We start from the raw sequence: 15,396 nt of genomic DNA, 5'->3' as shown, positions 1-15,396 counted from the left end.
AAGATTATTTGTCGCCATCCTAAGATGACGACCAAAAGTAATAACCATTAAAAATTAAATGGTTATAGATTGCGGACCGTCACAGATATGAAAATGGTTAAACTTGCCCTTAAGGATGAGAGGCCACCCAAAATACACCGGAGTAATCAATCGCGGTATATTTCTGGTGAATCATTTCCAAATCCGCCTGTGGGTCCAGATCAGCGAACAGTTGTGGATGGAGGAATTTAGCGATTGCCTCCACGGCAACCACATTGAGTGGGCTGTCATAGAACTGGTGATAAACCGCCATGACTTTCTTATCCTGCACTGATTTCAATACACTGACCCCAGTGCGCCCCATCAAATGCGCCAATCTTTTCTGTGTTGTTGCGGCATCGGTGTTATAGCCCAGAGGCACAGCGACCGAACCTTTGTGACCACGGCTCCAGTCAGCCCCGGTCATCAGATAGAAATCTGGGTTGCTGGCAATCAGTTGCTCGACGTTAATCTCACCGCCCATTTCTGGGAACAACTCGCTACCGATATTATTCCCCCCCGCTTCAGCAATAAATTGGCCAAAACTGCCTTTACCGAAAGTAGAGCAACACTCTTCGCCCGTCATACCCGCATGGCGCTCAATGAAAACACTTGGCCGCTGTTCTGGCTTAAGGGTTGCGACCCGTTGGCGAATCAAATCAAGACGTTGCTGGTAGAATTGCACGAAATCCTCAGCATTCTTTTCCTCACCAAACACTTTGCCAAGCAGCTGCATACTGGGAACTGTATTGGTCAATGGCTGCTGACGAAAATCAATGAACAGCACCGGGATCGCAGATTTATCCAACTGCGCCAATACACCACTGGCTTTAAGTTTTGCCAGCAGTCCGGTATCAAAAATGATGAGATCGGGTTGCAATGAGACGGCCCTTTCGACACTGAAATCAGTCACGTAAGGGTTATCAAACATCGGAATGTCATTCACTTCGGGGAATTTTTTGGCATAAGCCTCGACCAAGTCAGCGGCTTTCACTTTCAGTGAATTATCCCAGGCAATAATGCCTTTTAAGGGGGTTTGAGGGTGCAGAATATTCAGCGCCATCAATGCCCTGGCATCCGCCAGGATCACTCGCGAGGCGGGTTGAGCTAATGTCACCTGTCGACCTGCAACATCGGTCACCACAATGGGCGCGGCTAAAACAGAAAATGAGGCCGTTATCGTGAAAAACATAACGACTGATAGTAAAAACCGGCTGACAGTATGACCGAGCATGAAATGTCCTTTGAAAAATTAAATGCTTTACCCAATAGATTTCGAGTTGCGGGTAGATAGCAACTGAGTGAACCCATGAGTTGAGATAACTCAATAAGTTGGCTTAATGACGTCCACCAACAACCCTGCATTTTGAAATAGGGCGGGTTGAATGATAATCCATATCGTTTCAGAACTTGAATCATTGTCTGCGGTGTGGCGATAAATTCTTTTTAATAGCGTTATTGGCTGTTTTTCTCTATTACAGATTATTTTGTTGCTTTGCTAAACCGATTCTTCTACTTTTAGCTACAAATAGAATTGAAGAAAATAGAGGTTTATCATGGAAAATACCATTTGGGTTTTAGGCGATGCAGCTATTGATCTAGTCCCTGAAAATTCAAATAGTTACCTTAAGTGCCCCGGTGGGGCACCGGCCAATGTTGCTGTCGGTATCGCCAGATTGGGGAGTAAAAGTGCGTTTATTGGTCGAGTTGGGCAAGACAGCTTTGGCCGCTTTATGCAGCAGGTATTGCAGCAGGAAAATGTTGATACGCGCGCAATGAAACTGGATCCAGAGCACCACACCTCGACGGTAGTGGTAGATTTAGATGAGCATGGCGAGCGTACCTTCACTTTTATGGTGACCCCCAGCGCCGATCTGTTCCTGCAACCTGCTGACTTACCTGAATTTAAACCGAATCAATGGCTGCATTTGTGCTCCATCGCTCTAAGTCAGGAACCCAGCCGCAGTACCGCATTTGAAGCCATGCGCCGTATTAAAACTGATGGTGGCTGGGTCAGTTTTGATCCTAATATTCGGGCCGATATCTGGCGACAGCCGCAAGAATTACTGCCCTGCTTACAACAGGCATTGCAGTTGGCTGATGTGGTGAAACTGTCATTGGAAGAGCTGCATTTTATCTACCCACAGCAAGATATCGCTACCGCCATGGAGCAGCTGATGGCTGACTACTCCTGCAAATTACTGCTAGTGACATTGGGGGCGGAGGGAGTTTGGGTGCATAACCGCCGCGGTTTACAAAAGTATCCAAGCCGGAAAATCACACCAATAGACACCACCGGAGCAGGAGATGCCTTTGTTGCCGGGTTACTGGCAGCACTGGCACAAAAGCCAGATTGGTACCTTGGTACAGATCTGACAGCCGCTATCGACCAAGCGCAAGCTTGTGGTGCTTTAGCCACCAGCGCCAAAGGTGCTATGACCGCCTTACCGAATGCGCAGGAACTGGCACAGTTTCTACAGCACCATCACTAACCTTTTAAAGAGCCACCGGATGCCCGCGTAAGCATCCGGTTTTCCCCCTACGTACGATTTCTGATGCGCTCTATCCCCCTTTCATCGCCTTATTTCTCACGTCATATCCCTCGATTTGCAGCCCAGATCACAATAGCTGAATCGGGTTAGCAAAATGTTTTGCTAATCCCCAAGGTTCGCCTTTATGTTAGCCATGAAAAACCGGTTTAGCTGTTTAGCATAAATACAATCAATCACATACCGAGTGATATAAAAATGATGATAAAACCAAGCTATCTTGCTGTATCAATAGGACTTATCCTTTCTTGTGCAGCGACCACCACCTCAGCAGCTTCTTCTTCGGATAGGGATATCGAAGCCCGCCTTAATGCTTTAGAACAGCGACTACAACAAGCTGAACTTCGCGCCAAAAATGCAGAGACACGTGCCGAAATCGCAGAAAAACAAGCACAAAAACTAGAAACTCGCACACTTGCAGCCGAAGAAAAAACGGTTCAGGTCGCTAAACGCACCGAGAAGTTAGAAAGCAAAACACAGAGTGACAATGGCTTTGAGTTCCACGGTTATGCTCGCTCCGGTTTGTTGATGAACAGTTCCGGCACCGGCACACAAGGTGGTCCCTATGTTTCACCTGCTGGCAGCACTGGTGGTGCCATTGGCCGCCTAGGCAATGAACCTGATACCTATGTTGAAGTTAATCTTGAGAAAAAACAGCAGCTAGATAACGGCGCGACCACTCGCTACAAAGTGATGTTGGCCGATGGTCAACGTAGCTATAACGACTGGACCGCCGACAGTAGTGACCTTAATGTCCGCCAGGCATTTGTCGAGTTGGGCACCTTACCGACCTTCAATGGCATCTTCAAAAACAGTACCTTGTGGGCCGGTAAGCGTTTTGACCGCGATAACTTTGATATTCATTGGCTTGATTCCGACGTGGTCTTCCTTGCCGGGACCGGTGGCGGTATTTATGACATCAAGTGGACCGATAATCTGAAGAGTAACTTCTCGTTATATGGCCGAAATTATGGCGAAATCGAAAATGTTAATAGTGATATTCAGAGCTACATTTTCACCGCCAATAACTATATTGCCATCAATAACAGCGGCTCATTCCAATGGATGTTGAGCGGCCTGCGCGCCAAAGATAATGAAGCACGCCTCAATAGCGGCGAAACCGTCAATACGAATGCCGCGGATAAAGGCGTTCACACCATGCTGGCCTATCACGGTGACAGTTTCTATGGCTTGCGCGAGGGTACCTCGAAAACCGCATTGCTCTATGGCCATGGCTTAGGTGCCGAGGTGAAATCCATTGGCTCTGATGGCAATTTGACCAGCGGTGCCAATACTTGGCGCTTGGCGTCCTACGGCACCACGGCGCTGAGCAAGACTTGGAGCCTGGCTCCGGCCATTTTGGCTCAGCAAAGTCAAGATCGCTATGTCGAGGGCGATAGCTATAAATGGGTGACATTTAATGCCCGTCTGATTCAAGAAATTACTGAGAACTTTGCTCTGGCTTATGAGGGCAGTTACCAGTATATGAATCTGGACCCACAAGGTTATAAGGATTACCACAAAGTCAGTGGCGGCTTCTATAAACTGACCTTCGCCCCGACCTTCAAGGCCGGTGATATCAGTAATTTCTTTAGCCGCCCAGAAATACGCGTCTTTGCCACCTATATGGATTGGAGCCAAGACCTGGATAACTACGCCAAGGATGATGCCTTCGGTAAGAATGATTTTGCTGCCGGTGGTCAATGGAACTTTGGTATCCAGATGGAAACCTGGTTCTGATAATCCCCCGCCGTGCAGGGGATTGGCTGCGGCGGCGGGAACCTATTTTATGACCATCCATGACGATACGCTGCTAGCATTGATAAGCCGCGGCACAACATTCGGAATGGATATGCGAGGGATATAATGAATATTAATGAGACCGCAAAGGCTCTGCTCCCATTGCTTGGCGGCAAAGAAAATATTGTGAGTGCGGCACATTGCGCTACCCGCCTGCGTTTGGTGTTGGCTGATGACACTTTGGTACAGAAATCCGCCGTAGAAAAGCTCGAGGGGGTTAAAGGCTGTTTTAGTAATGCCGGGCAGTTACAGATTATTTTCGGCACCGGGCTGGTGAATAAAGTTTATGCCGAATTTATCAAAGTCGCGGGCGTTAACGAATCCAGTAAATCTGAAGCCGCCGATGCCGCCGCCCGCAAGTTGAACCCGTTCCAACGTATTGCTCGCCTGCTATCCAATATTTTTGTGCCCATCATTCCAGCGATTGTCGCCTCTGGCCTGTTAATGGGCCTGCTCGGTATGGTGAAAACCTATGGCTGGGCTGATGCCAACAGCGCACTGTTCATCATGCTGGATATGTTCAGCTCCGCCGCCTTTATCATTCTGCCTATTTTGATTGGTTTCACTGCGGCGAAAGAGTTTGGTGGCAACCCCTATCTGGGGGCAACCTTAGGCGGTATTTTAACCCACCCGGCACTCACCAATGCCTGGGGGGTTGCGGGCGGATTCCATACCATGAATTTCTTTGGTATGGAGGTGGCGATGATTGGCTATCAGGGCACGGTATTCCCGGTGCTGCTGGCCGTGTGGTTTATGAGCATGCTGGAAAAACGCCTGCGCAAAGTGATCCCGGATGCGCTGGATTTGATCCTTACGCCATTCCTCACCGTGATTATTACCGGTTTCGTCGCCTTGCTGTTTATCGGCCCTGCCGGGCGAGTGCTGGGGGATGGGATTTCGCTGGTACTCAGCACATTAATTACGCATGCCGGTTGGTTGGCTGGGTTGCTGTTTGGCGGGCTTTATTCAGTAATCGTGATAACCGGTATCCATCATAGTTTCCATGCTATCGAAGCGGGTTTGCTGGGTAACCCGAATATTGGCGTTAACTTCCTGCTGCCTATCTGGTCGATGGCGAACGTTGCCCAAGGTGGGGCTTGTCTGGCGGTCTACTTTAAAACCCGTGATGCCAAGATTAAGGCGATTGCCATTCCATCAGCATTTTCCGCCATGCTAGGGATTACCGAAGCCGCCATTTTCGGGATTAACCTGCGCTTTATTAAGCCGTTTTTAGCTGCACTGGCAGGCGGAGCATTAGGTGGCGCATGGGTGGTAGCTAATCATGTCAATATGACGGCTGTCGGCTTAACCGGTATTCCGGGCATTGCCATTGTGCAAGGTAACTCCATTGTTAACTATCTGATTGGTTTGGTGATTGCCTTTGGTGCCGCCTTTGTTATTTCTTTGCTCCTTAAATACAAAACGGACAGCGAATAATGCAAGAAGCCAGTTTACTCAAACATCTTACGCTGGCAGTGATGCGCGGTCAGATCCGCGCATCGCAAGACCCACACCGGCCGGGCTGGCATCTGGCCCCCTGTGTCGGGTTGCTGAATGATCCCAATGGGTTTATTTACCATGCTGGCTATTATCATCTGTTCTATCAATGGAATCCGCTGGATTGCCGCCACGGCAGTAAATATTGGGGCCACTGGCGCAGCACTGATCTGGTTCATTGGGAACATCAACCGGTGGCCTTGGTGCCCAGTGAGGCCTACGAAAGTCATGGCTGTTACTCGGGTTCTGCCGTCATTGCTGATGACCTTATCACCCTGATTTATACTGGCAATGTGAAATATCCTGATGGTTCGCGCACCGCTTTCCAATGTCTGGCGCAGGAGAATGACCGAGGGGAGTTCGATAAACTGGGGCCAGTACTCCCACTGCCGGCGGGCTATACCGGCCATGTACGTGACCCAAAAGTCTGGCAGCACCATGGCCAGTGGTACATGGTGCTAGGGGCGCAAGACCTACAACTGCAAGGCAAAGTTCTGCTGTTACGTTCAGATGATTTGCACCAATGGCAGAATTTAGGTGAGATTGCTGGCTCGAACCTCGGCGGGCTTGGGCCTTTTGGTTATATGTGGGAGTGCCCGGACTTATTTAGGTTAGCCGAGCAGGATATTTTAATTTTCTGCCCACAGGGTATCCCTGCTGAAACCGAACGTTATCGTAATACTTTCCAAGCTGGCTATTTGCTCGGTCAATTGGATTATACCGACGCGAGCTTCAGCCATCAGGATTTCCATGAGCTGGATGCCGGTTTTGAATTCTATGCGCCACAAACTACAGCAGCCGCTGATGGCCGTCGGCTGCTATTTGGCTGGATGGGAATTCCCGATGAAGATGAGCTGTATCAGCCAACTGTCGCCTATGGCTGGATCCACACCATGACCTGCCCGCGTGAATTGAGCTTGCAGGGAGACCGACTGATTCAGCAACCCGCCCGCGAGTTAACCGCACTACGCCGCGAACAGCGCCAGTGGCAAGGTCGAGCTCAAGACGCGCCGCATTTTCCCATCAGCAGCGCTGAAATGATCATCGACGTCAGTGTGCCTTTTACTCTCGAATTGGGTCATAAACTGATGCTGGAATGGGATGGCGCGCGCATAACATTGAGTCGCAATAACCTGCGCACCGGGTTGCGGGAGTTCCGTTACTGGCGGGGTCAACTGCATCAATTACAGTTGCTTTGCGACCGTTGCAGTATAGAAATTTTTATTAATCAAGGGGAAGCCGTCATGACCTCGAGCTACTTCCCGGCAGAGCCAGCGCAGGCAATCTTCAATGGAAGTGCCGAACTGTGCCTGCAACACTGGCTGTTGTCTTCGCCCATGTTAGAATGAGTTATCTTTCAAGGCGACAGATTCACTCAGTGAAAAACAATAACCGGTGAAAAATAACAAACGTATTACCATCAACGATATCGCCAAGATGGCGGGTGTGTCGAAGTCGACCACCAGTCTGGTGCTCAATGGACGCAGCAAGGAATATCGTGTTTCGGATGAAACGCGGGATCGTATTATTGCCTTGGCCAGCGAACATAACTATCAACCCAGTTTTCACGCCCGCTCACTGCGCTCAACCCGCAGCCATACCATAGGGCTAGTGGTGCCGGAGATGACCAACCACGGTTTTGCACTGATTTCTCGTGAGTTGGAAATGTTATGCCGCGAAGCAGGGTTACAGCTGCTTATCGCCTGTACCGATGAAAATCCCGGTCAGGAAATGATGGCCGTCAACAGTCTGGTGCAGCGCCAGGTTGATGGCTTGATCGTGGCCTCCAGCCAGCTCAATGATGGTGAATACCAAAAAATTAATGCTCGTCTGCCGGTGGTGCAGATGGACAGATTAATTGGCGAGTCAGATTTGCCGCTGGTGATTACTGATTCCGTGACCTCGACCGCCGCACTGGTTGAAAATGTCGCCCGCCAACATCCAGATGAATTTTACTTCCTCGGCGGTCAGCCACGTATCTCGCCAACCCGCGATCGTTTAGCCGGTTTTCAGCAAGGGTTACAGCAAGCTGGAGTCGAATACCGCCCGGAATGGCTGCTTAATGGGCATTACCTGCCCAGCTCGGGCTATGAAATGATTGCCCAACTGTGCGCACAATTAGGTCGCCCGCCCAAAGCGGTATTTACTGCGGCTTGTGGCTTGCTCGAAGGGGTGCTGCGCTATCTCAATCAGCATCAGTTAATGGATAGCGATATTCATCTTTGCAGCTTTGATGATCACTATCTTTTTGATTGCTTGCCGCTAAAAATTGACACCATTGCGCAGGATTGCCAAGGGCTGGCGCGCCATAGTTTTGAGATGATCACCGCACTAATTGCCGAAACGCCGCTGGCGCAAAATCAGCTGATTCTGCCGGGCCAGATTCATTGGCGTCATCCGGGATCTAAGGCGCTCAATGAGTCACACTGAGCCGGCCGCGACACCCGCGCTGATTGGTTCATGGCTGCGCTGCCAAAAGCTGATGCAAGCTCAGCAATGGCGGGTGCCACACCGCGCCGCCGGAGCAACGTTCCAATCAATTTGTCAGCGAAAGAATGACTTATTGGTGTTAGGCCAGGCGGCATTGGAAGATGCTTACGAATACATGGAATCACGCCACTGCGTGCTATTAATTCTCGATGAAAGCGGCTGCACCTTGTGGCAATGCGGCCATCCGCAAACCATGGGCCAGTTACGAGAGTTAGGCATTGATTGTGGCAGCTATTGGACCGAGGGATTAATTGGGACTAATGCCCCGGCTCTGGCAATCGCTGAAGGGCATCCGGTACAAGTCAGCGGCAAGCAGCATTTCAAGCAAGCTCTGCATCCATGGCGTTTTTGCGCCACTCCGGTGTATGACAACAGTGGCCGCCAGCGCGCGGTCATTGTCTTGGGTAGTTTACTGGCCGATAACGCCGCCAGTGATTTGCCACTAACACTGGCGATTGCCCGTGAAATTGGCAATTATCTCCATGCCGATACCTTATTGGCGGAAACTAACCGCCATCTCAATGAGTTAAATGCCCTGCTTGATGGGGTGGAAGATGGTGTCATGGCGTGGGATCAACGTGGCTGTCTGTTGTATCTTAATCGTCGTGCTGCGGCTATTTTGCAACTCGATGAAACCAGTAGCCTTGGCAAGCCAGTCACGGATTTGCTCACCCTGCCCGCTTTACTGACCCAGGCTATTTTGCAGCGTAATTCCCTCAGCCATGTGGAAGTGACCTTTGAAAATCAACAGCAATTTATCCCCGCGCTATTAACCCTTAAGCCGATTCCTGATGGCGATCGCTGTGGTTTTATTGCATTGCTGCATCCACAAGAATTACTGCGCCAAATGGTTCACAACCAATTAGGGCGAGCCAGTTATACTTTTGACGATATGCCCGTGGCATCTCTGGAGATGCGCCGTCTGGTGCGTTATGGCAAACAGGCGGCAAAAGGCCGACACCCCATTTTATTACACGGGGAAGAAGGCGTCGGTAAGCAGCAATTAGGGCAAGCCATTCATAATGCCAGTACCCGCGCCGATGGCCCATATATCGTGTTGAATTGCCAAGCATTACCGCAAAATCTCATGGCGCGAGAGTTTCTGGGTAGCGACGCCAGCGAGGGGGAATCCGGCCAACCCAGCAAATTTGAGTTGGCTAATGGCGGTACGCTCTATCTGGAGCAAGTTGAATACCTGTCGCCAGAGATGCAGTCGGCGCTACTGCAAATCGTCAAAACCGGTATGGTGATGCGGGTGAACTCTAATCGGGTGATCCCGGTGGATGTGCGGATTATTACCGCCACCGGTGCAGACCTGCCACTGCTGGTGAAACAGGGGCGTTTTCGCCGCCAACTGTTCTATACCCTGCAATCTTTCGAGCTGCATATTCCCCCACTGCGCCAGCGCCAACAAGATATCCCACTGCTGGTTCAGCATACATTGGCCAGCTTGGGGCAACATTTCCACTGCCAGTATCAGCCAGATGAAAGTGTCATCCGCCAGTTATGCCAATACCCTTGGCCGGGCAATGATCAGGAACTGAAAAGTGTGGTAGAGCGCGCCGCCATGGCGTGCCGTAATAATCGTATTAATCTCAATGATCTACCGGAACATTTATTGGGGGAGAAATTACTGCTGGAGCCCGATATGCCGCAACCCCAACCAGTTCTATCACTACAAGAATTAGAACGGCAGGCTATTATTCGCGCGGCACTGGTATGCCAAGGCCAGTTGAATGAAATGGCGGCCTTATTAGGTATAGGCCGCACCACATTATGGCGAAAAGTGAAACTCCACCGGCTGGATATCCATCAGTTTAAAGGTGGCGAATCACTGCCTGTTTAGACTCAATAATTACTTGCCCTTAATAAACATTGATCCTTAATCAGCATTTATCCTTAATAAACAATCCAGTCAGGGAAAATCATAGGCAAAGTAAAAGCTTTTAGCTGTTCGGTTGATAGCTGGCGGCGCTCTGCATTGATTTCAGCCCCTGCACCCCGACTGTTTGCCTCAAAGAAGCGCGAATCTTGCGGATAGAACCAAATTTTCTCACCTTGCTTATCTTTACCGGACATTTTATCCCAACCATAAATATGGTCATCCATCGTCGTATTTATAAATACAGCCTGACCAATAGCCGCCGGATCGGCATAACGACCATCATCGAAGGTGGTGGTTGGATGCCATGGACGGCCCAAAGCAAAACTTTTGGCTGGGACGCCAGGTTCTTTCGTCAAACGGCTATTCATAAATATCAAACCATAGGGCGACGTTTTTAATGTGCTGGGAGCCGTGATATAGCCATAAGGTGGCTCAATATCACTGCGATCGCGGGCCACAATATCGTAATTATCAAATACGGTGACACCAGAGCCAAAAATAAAATCAACATGACCACTGATTTCACAATCAGTGAAATAGCTTCGGCTACCTGTTTTGCTATAAAGCGTATCCTGATAGCCCTCAAGTTTCACTTTCTTGAAACGTGCTTTATCACTTTTTTCAGCCAATAATAGTGCCACGGCTTGGGTATCTTTTAATTTTGTCGGGTCGGTATCGGCTTTTTTCTTATTGGCTGGAAAATCAAAATCATTACGAATGGTGAGATCTTCAGCGGTAAAGTTTGGTGCATTCACGAATACCGTGCTGCTGCCTGAAGTCCCCCATTTTTCACCTTGTGGATTAAGCATACCCGCGGCAGTATCAGCACCAATCACCGTGCTATCCCGGCTTTCTCCCTTCAACGTAACATTCGCCCGCACTATCTCAAGCCTTTCGGTATAAACGCCATTTTTAAGGAAAATAACAAAAGGAGAGGTATCCACTGGAGCTGACTGCAACGCTGCATTAATCGAGGAAAACTCATTTCCCTGAGGGGCCATAGAAACCACAGCATTGTACTGTGCACTTACCTCACCCAATACAGCAAATGACATTAACCCTAACAATAGTGTTTTACCCAGAAAATTAATTGGCATCTCATATTCCTTAGTGACTAATACTCGCCAGATTAAACTCACCTTACGTTATTATTGATTAATTGAAGGATGACTTTAGTAGTGAAAATACACAATACACAAAATGAAACGCCATTCCACTTATGCAGATCACATTTCTAACATTATCTCCAGACCCGATCATATGAGATTTTATTCATTCCACTTTAAATGAAAAAAATCTCACACTGTAGAATAAAGAAGTAACGAAAAAGAGTTACCTGAATAAATTATTTATAAAAATAATAAGAAAAATAGACTCATACAAAACAGTAAATAAAAACAAATTCGTTAAATATAATTTGAAAAATATACATATAAATGTGTTTTTATAAAACTTGCCGCAGGACAATCTTTGATATATAAAAATAAAGAAATTAAAAAAAGATTAAAACATAACTCAGAAATTGAGCGTTTTAATATAATTAAATTTGTATGTTTTATTTATATCAATATAAAAAATCAATAACTCTTAGTAAAATAGGATATTTTAATCATGGGTATTAAATATAAAATAATTCAATTTAATATAAATGAATTTGGCGTAAATATAATTGAATTAAAAAAAGAGATATCATTTAAATCATTAGGATGGGATAAAAATGACATAAAACTGTCTCAGTTGAGATTCTTGATAACTAAATATATCAATGATAAAAAAGTAATTTTACAAGAGGCTCAATGTTTTCTTGACGGGAGAATAGTCCCCAATAGCATTCAAGAATTAATATCAAGCTTGTCCATAGAAGATCAGCGGAAATTTCACGCCTATAAACCCTTTAGAAAAAGAGGTATTAGCCAATTTATGGTTGAATACGTCAACAAACAATGGGAAGTCAATCATGTTACCCTCCCAGAACTAACAGATTTTGCTCAACGTGAAGACCATCCGTTAGATTTGCGGAAATTAATACGTAGATTTCCACCGATGGACAAGACAACAACCCAGTCAATTCTGCTGAGAATTCTTATTAAAAAATGTATAGAAATGCTTTGTGAATGCGAACCTCAGGTAAAACTAAAAAAAATAGAAGTGACTTGCCATCAAATGTCTTTAATTATTGATAGCTCAATACCTTCAGTGTGTAACTCACCCGAAGGTCTGCATCAAGATGGGAGCAACTATATTGTGTCCGCATTAGTTATTGATAAATACAATATTGAAGGCGGCACCAGCGAACTCTATTGTGTTGAAAAAAAAGAAATCATTAAATCACATACTTTAGAGCGCGGCGAGGGATTATTTCATATAGATAAGCACTCAACTATATGGCATAAGGTGACCCCAATAAAATTAAAAAATATATCTTTAGGCATAGGCTATAGAAATATATTAGGTTTCGATTTCAACTTTATATCCTAACTATAAAAATAACGAAAAAAAATCATAATGACGATAAAAACACAAAGAAAAAAAAGCCTTACTTTAGCAATACTCTTTTTTATTCATGGGGTTGTATATGCTAGTTTGGTTCCATGGATTCCAGACATAAAGGAAAAATTTAATCTTAATAATTATATGGTTGGCGTAATGGTATCAGCAATACCTGCTGGATCAATTACTTTTGGATTACTTTCTAAAAGATTTATTAATTTTATCGGATTATATTGGGCGACTAGCATTAGTTTTCTATGCTTAATTATTAGCACATCAATAGTTTCATTTTCGTCATCATGGTATGCCATTGTATTATTACTTTTTCTATTCGGTATTTTTGACTCCTGGGGTGATACCTGCATCAATGTACAGGCCATCAATATACAAAAGCTATATGGGCGAAGTTTGATCAATCGCCTCCATGGTGCAGGCAGTATTGGAACTATATGGGGAGGGCTCATCGCGGTATCCGCTATTGGTTTTGGTCTTTCAATGGAAAAATTTAGTCTTGCTGTATTATCTATTAATTTAATCATGCTTATTATTTATATAATATATTTCCGCAGTACAAAGATAGATAATAAATTTATTCCACAGAGAAATACACAGCAAGATATAAAAAGACTAGAAAAACAACTATTTACTCTCGCTTTGATTATACTTGTATTTACATGTGCAATAGAAGAAACAGCAAGTATCTGGGGAGCAATATACATGAAGGACTCATATGATGTTTCATCTGCCGTTTCAGGTTTACCGTATCTTGCATGTCAAATATTAATGGTTGTTGGCCGTATTTTTGGTGATTATTTTACTAATAGATTTGGCAGAATAACCATTCTAAAATGTGGGATTACATTATCAGCTCTAGGTGTAATGTTAATCATAGCTATCAACTCATTTGTTTCTACCATACTGGGATTTTCGTTAATTGGCTTAGGGATATCGGTAGTATTTCCGTTAGCAATATCATTTATTGGCCAACTACCAAATATAAATGCAACCAGTGGGATCACCTTCGCCACTTGGATGTCACGAGTTGGCCTGCTAGTCGCACCGCCATTAATAGGTATGCTAGCAGATAAAACATCTTTAAGAATTTCATTTTTAGCCATATTTATCAGTTGCCTAGTAATGCTAATGCTGACAAATATATTATCATCAAAATTGATTAAATTAAATAATGGACCTTAGGAGATATATAATGAAGAAAATGAAGTGGGCTCTTATATCAGGAGATGGTCTCCCTACCAGTGGCCTACTAACCATATTCAGAAACGTGGTTGAAATAGCCATGAGAAAAAATATTATCTTTGATCAGATACCGACAGATTTAGGCTTTTCATGGCGACCAGATAAAGTCAATTTTTTCCCTTATGGTAGCCAAGATTCACATTATCCAACATGGATGAAAGTAAATTCAATTCACCAATACTCAACATACAGTGAAAATTTCAATGCCCAATTTATTAATATCAGAAGTAAAGTAGCAAAATATGACACCTTAAGTAAAATAGAAATCAACGTGATTAAAAAAGAGATCGATTCAATTTCTGAGTGCTACCAAAATTATTTCACTCACTGGCTTGAAGACAATGCCATTGATTGGCTGTTCTGTTTAAACATGACACTCTCGGATGCTGTGCCGGTCAATTTGGCCATCCATAATGCAGCCAGAAAATACTGGGATGGAAAAGGCTATGGTGGTGTCATTTTCTGGGATCACGACCTCTTTAGTAGCTATGCTATCTATGAACAAGCGGAAAGATTGTACCCTGAAATCCCAAATATTTTAACACCAATACCACAGGATAATATCTACACTAAATGGATAGTCGCGTCAGAGGCACTCGCCAATGAAAGCAAGAATTATCCAACAAAACTGACGGCAGATGTGATCCCGAATATATTACCTGATGTAGATGTTTCAAATTTTAGTAACATTCATATTAATTTTTTAAAGCAACATAATATCTCTACAAATTCATCTATTATTATAGTTCCGGTCAGGATATTTAGAGTCAAAGGTATCGAGATATCAATTAGTGTATTTAATTCGTTATTAATTATTTATAAAGAGCATAACTTAGCCCTCCCCAAACTACTTATATTTGGTAATGTGAATGAAGATCCCGAATATGCCTATTATCTAAAAGAACAGGTTGACTTACTGGGCCTTAATGAGGACATCATATTTTTGGATGAAGTCCCACTTCAGACATATAAGAATAAAAATAATAAATGGTATTTAGATGAAATTGATTTGCTCATTATCTGCCATACATTATCAGGTGCAGTTTTATTTACCCCAAATGTAGAAAATGTGGAAAGTGTCGGTTTAGGGCCAGCTCTGGCGGCTATTGCAGGAGTTCCGTGTGCAGTAACAGAGTATTCCGCTTTCACCGAGTTTTATGGATCAGAATATTACCATATAAAAGTGGTTCCAGATTGTCCTACAGAAGCGGCCCAGCAGCTATTTGAATGGATACGAATGCATGCATCAGGAGAAGCAGAGATAAAAATCCGATTAGCCAGCAATAAACGACTTGTTCAATCTAAATTTCCTCAGGAACCCTGGGAGGAGTTTACACATCGACTGCAACACGGATGATATGATTAAAATTTTAAATAATATCTTTTTAAATTAAATATTTTCCATTAGAG

General features: G+C 45.1%; 11 protein-coding genes. 9 read left to right on the top strand and 2 right to left on the bottom strand.

Features of this window, described 5'->3' with window-relative positions:
• Nucleotides 1-109: 109 nt before the first annotated feature.
• Nucleotides 110-1,252: an ABC transporter substrate-binding protein gene (locus tag N0H69_RS03015; RefSeq protein ID WP_050109535.1), complete on the bottom strand. Its 1,143-nt coding sequence runs from the start codon at nucleotides 1,250-1,252 to the stop codon at nucleotides 110-112.
• A 322-nt stretch (nucleotides 1,253-1,574) separates the two neighbouring features.
• Here N0H69_RS03015 and cscK point away from each other — a divergent pair, with 322 nt between their 5' ends.
• From cscK to dhaR, 6 genes are all read left to right on the top strand, one after another.
• Complete coding sequence (gene cscK / locus N0H69_RS03010) at nucleotides 1,575-2,510, top strand: fructokinase (RefSeq protein ID WP_050150387.1); 936 nt, start codon at nucleotides 1,575-1,577, stop codon at nucleotides 2,508-2,510.
• Nucleotides 2,511-2,765: 255 nt separating this feature from the next.
• Nucleotides 2,766-4,307: a carbohydrate porin gene (locus N0H69_RS03005; protein ID WP_072077404.1), complete on the top strand. Its 1,542-nt coding sequence runs from the start codon at nucleotides 2,766-2,768 to the stop codon at nucleotides 4,305-4,307.
• A 126-nt stretch (nucleotides 4,308-4,433) separates the two neighbouring features.
• A complete protein-coding gene (locus N0H69_RS03000; protein ID WP_050109537.1) occupies nucleotides 4,434-5,804 on the top strand; it encodes a sucrose-specific PTS transporter subunit IIBC in 1,371 nt (456 codons plus the stop codon).
• Nucleotides 5,804-7,213: a glycoside hydrolase family 32 protein gene (locus tag N0H69_RS02995; RefSeq protein ID WP_050150390.1), complete on the top strand. Its 1,410-nt coding sequence runs from the start codon at nucleotides 5,804-5,806 to the stop codon at nucleotides 7,211-7,213. The genes N0H69_RS03000 and N0H69_RS02995 overlap by 1 nt, the downstream gene beginning before the upstream one ends.
• A 46-nt stretch (nucleotides 7,214-7,259) precedes the next feature.
• On the top strand, nucleotides 7,260-8,294 hold the full coding sequence (locus tag N0H69_RS02990; RefSeq protein ID WP_050109539.1) for a LacI family DNA-binding transcriptional regulator: 1,035 nt from the start codon (nucleotides 7,260-7,262) through the stop codon (nucleotides 8,292-8,294).
• Complete coding sequence (dhaR, locus tag N0H69_RS02985) at nucleotides 8,281-10,200, top strand: dihydroxyacetone kinase operon transcriptional regulator DhaR (protein WP_050109540.1); 1,920 nt, start codon at nucleotides 8,281-8,283, stop codon at nucleotides 10,198-10,200. Before N0H69_RS02990 ends, dhaR begins: the two co-directional genes overlap by 14 nt.
• 53 nt (nucleotides 10,201-10,253) lie before the next feature.
• On the opposite strand, the gene N0H69_RS02980 is transcribed toward dhaR, so the two are convergent.
• Complete coding sequence (locus tag N0H69_RS02980) at nucleotides 10,254-11,336, bottom strand: pectinesterase family protein (RefSeq protein ID WP_151420035.1); 1,083 nt, start codon at nucleotides 11,334-11,336, stop codon at nucleotides 10,254-10,256.
• 514 nt (nucleotides 11,337-11,850) lie between these two features.
• Between N0H69_RS02980 and N0H69_RS02975 the strand changes: the two genes are divergently transcribed.
• From N0H69_RS02975 to N0H69_RS02965, 3 genes are read left to right on the top strand one after another with little or no spacing between them, the layout of a single operon-like run.
• Nucleotides 11,851-12,717 carry a 2OG-Fe dioxygenase family protein gene (locus N0H69_RS02975; RefSeq protein ID WP_050109542.1) on the top strand — a complete coding sequence of 289 codons (867 nt, stop codon included), beginning with the start codon at nucleotides 11,851-11,853 and terminating at the stop codon, nucleotides 12,715-12,717.
• Between the two features lie 27 nt (nucleotides 12,718-12,744).
• Entirely contained in the window at nucleotides 12,745-13,926 is a 1,182-nt protein-coding gene (locus N0H69_RS02970) for an MFS transporter (RefSeq protein WP_050109543.1), read from the top strand.
• A gap of 10 nt (nucleotides 13,927-13,936) precedes the next feature.
• On the top strand, nucleotides 13,937-15,343 hold the full coding sequence (locus N0H69_RS02965) for a glycosyltransferase family protein (RefSeq protein WP_050150392.1): 1,407 nt from the start codon (nucleotides 13,937-13,939) through the stop codon (nucleotides 15,341-15,343).
• Nucleotides 15,344-15,396 lie beyond the last annotated feature (53 nt).

Origin of the sequence: Yersinia alsatica (assembly GCF_025133195.1) — a bacterium.
GTDB classification, from domain to species: Bacteria; Pseudomonadota; Gammaproteobacteria; order Enterobacterales; family Enterobacteriaceae; genus Yersinia; species Yersinia alsatica.
Note: the sequence above shows the minus strand (reverse complement) of the source record. Positions and strands in the feature narration are given on the sequence as shown.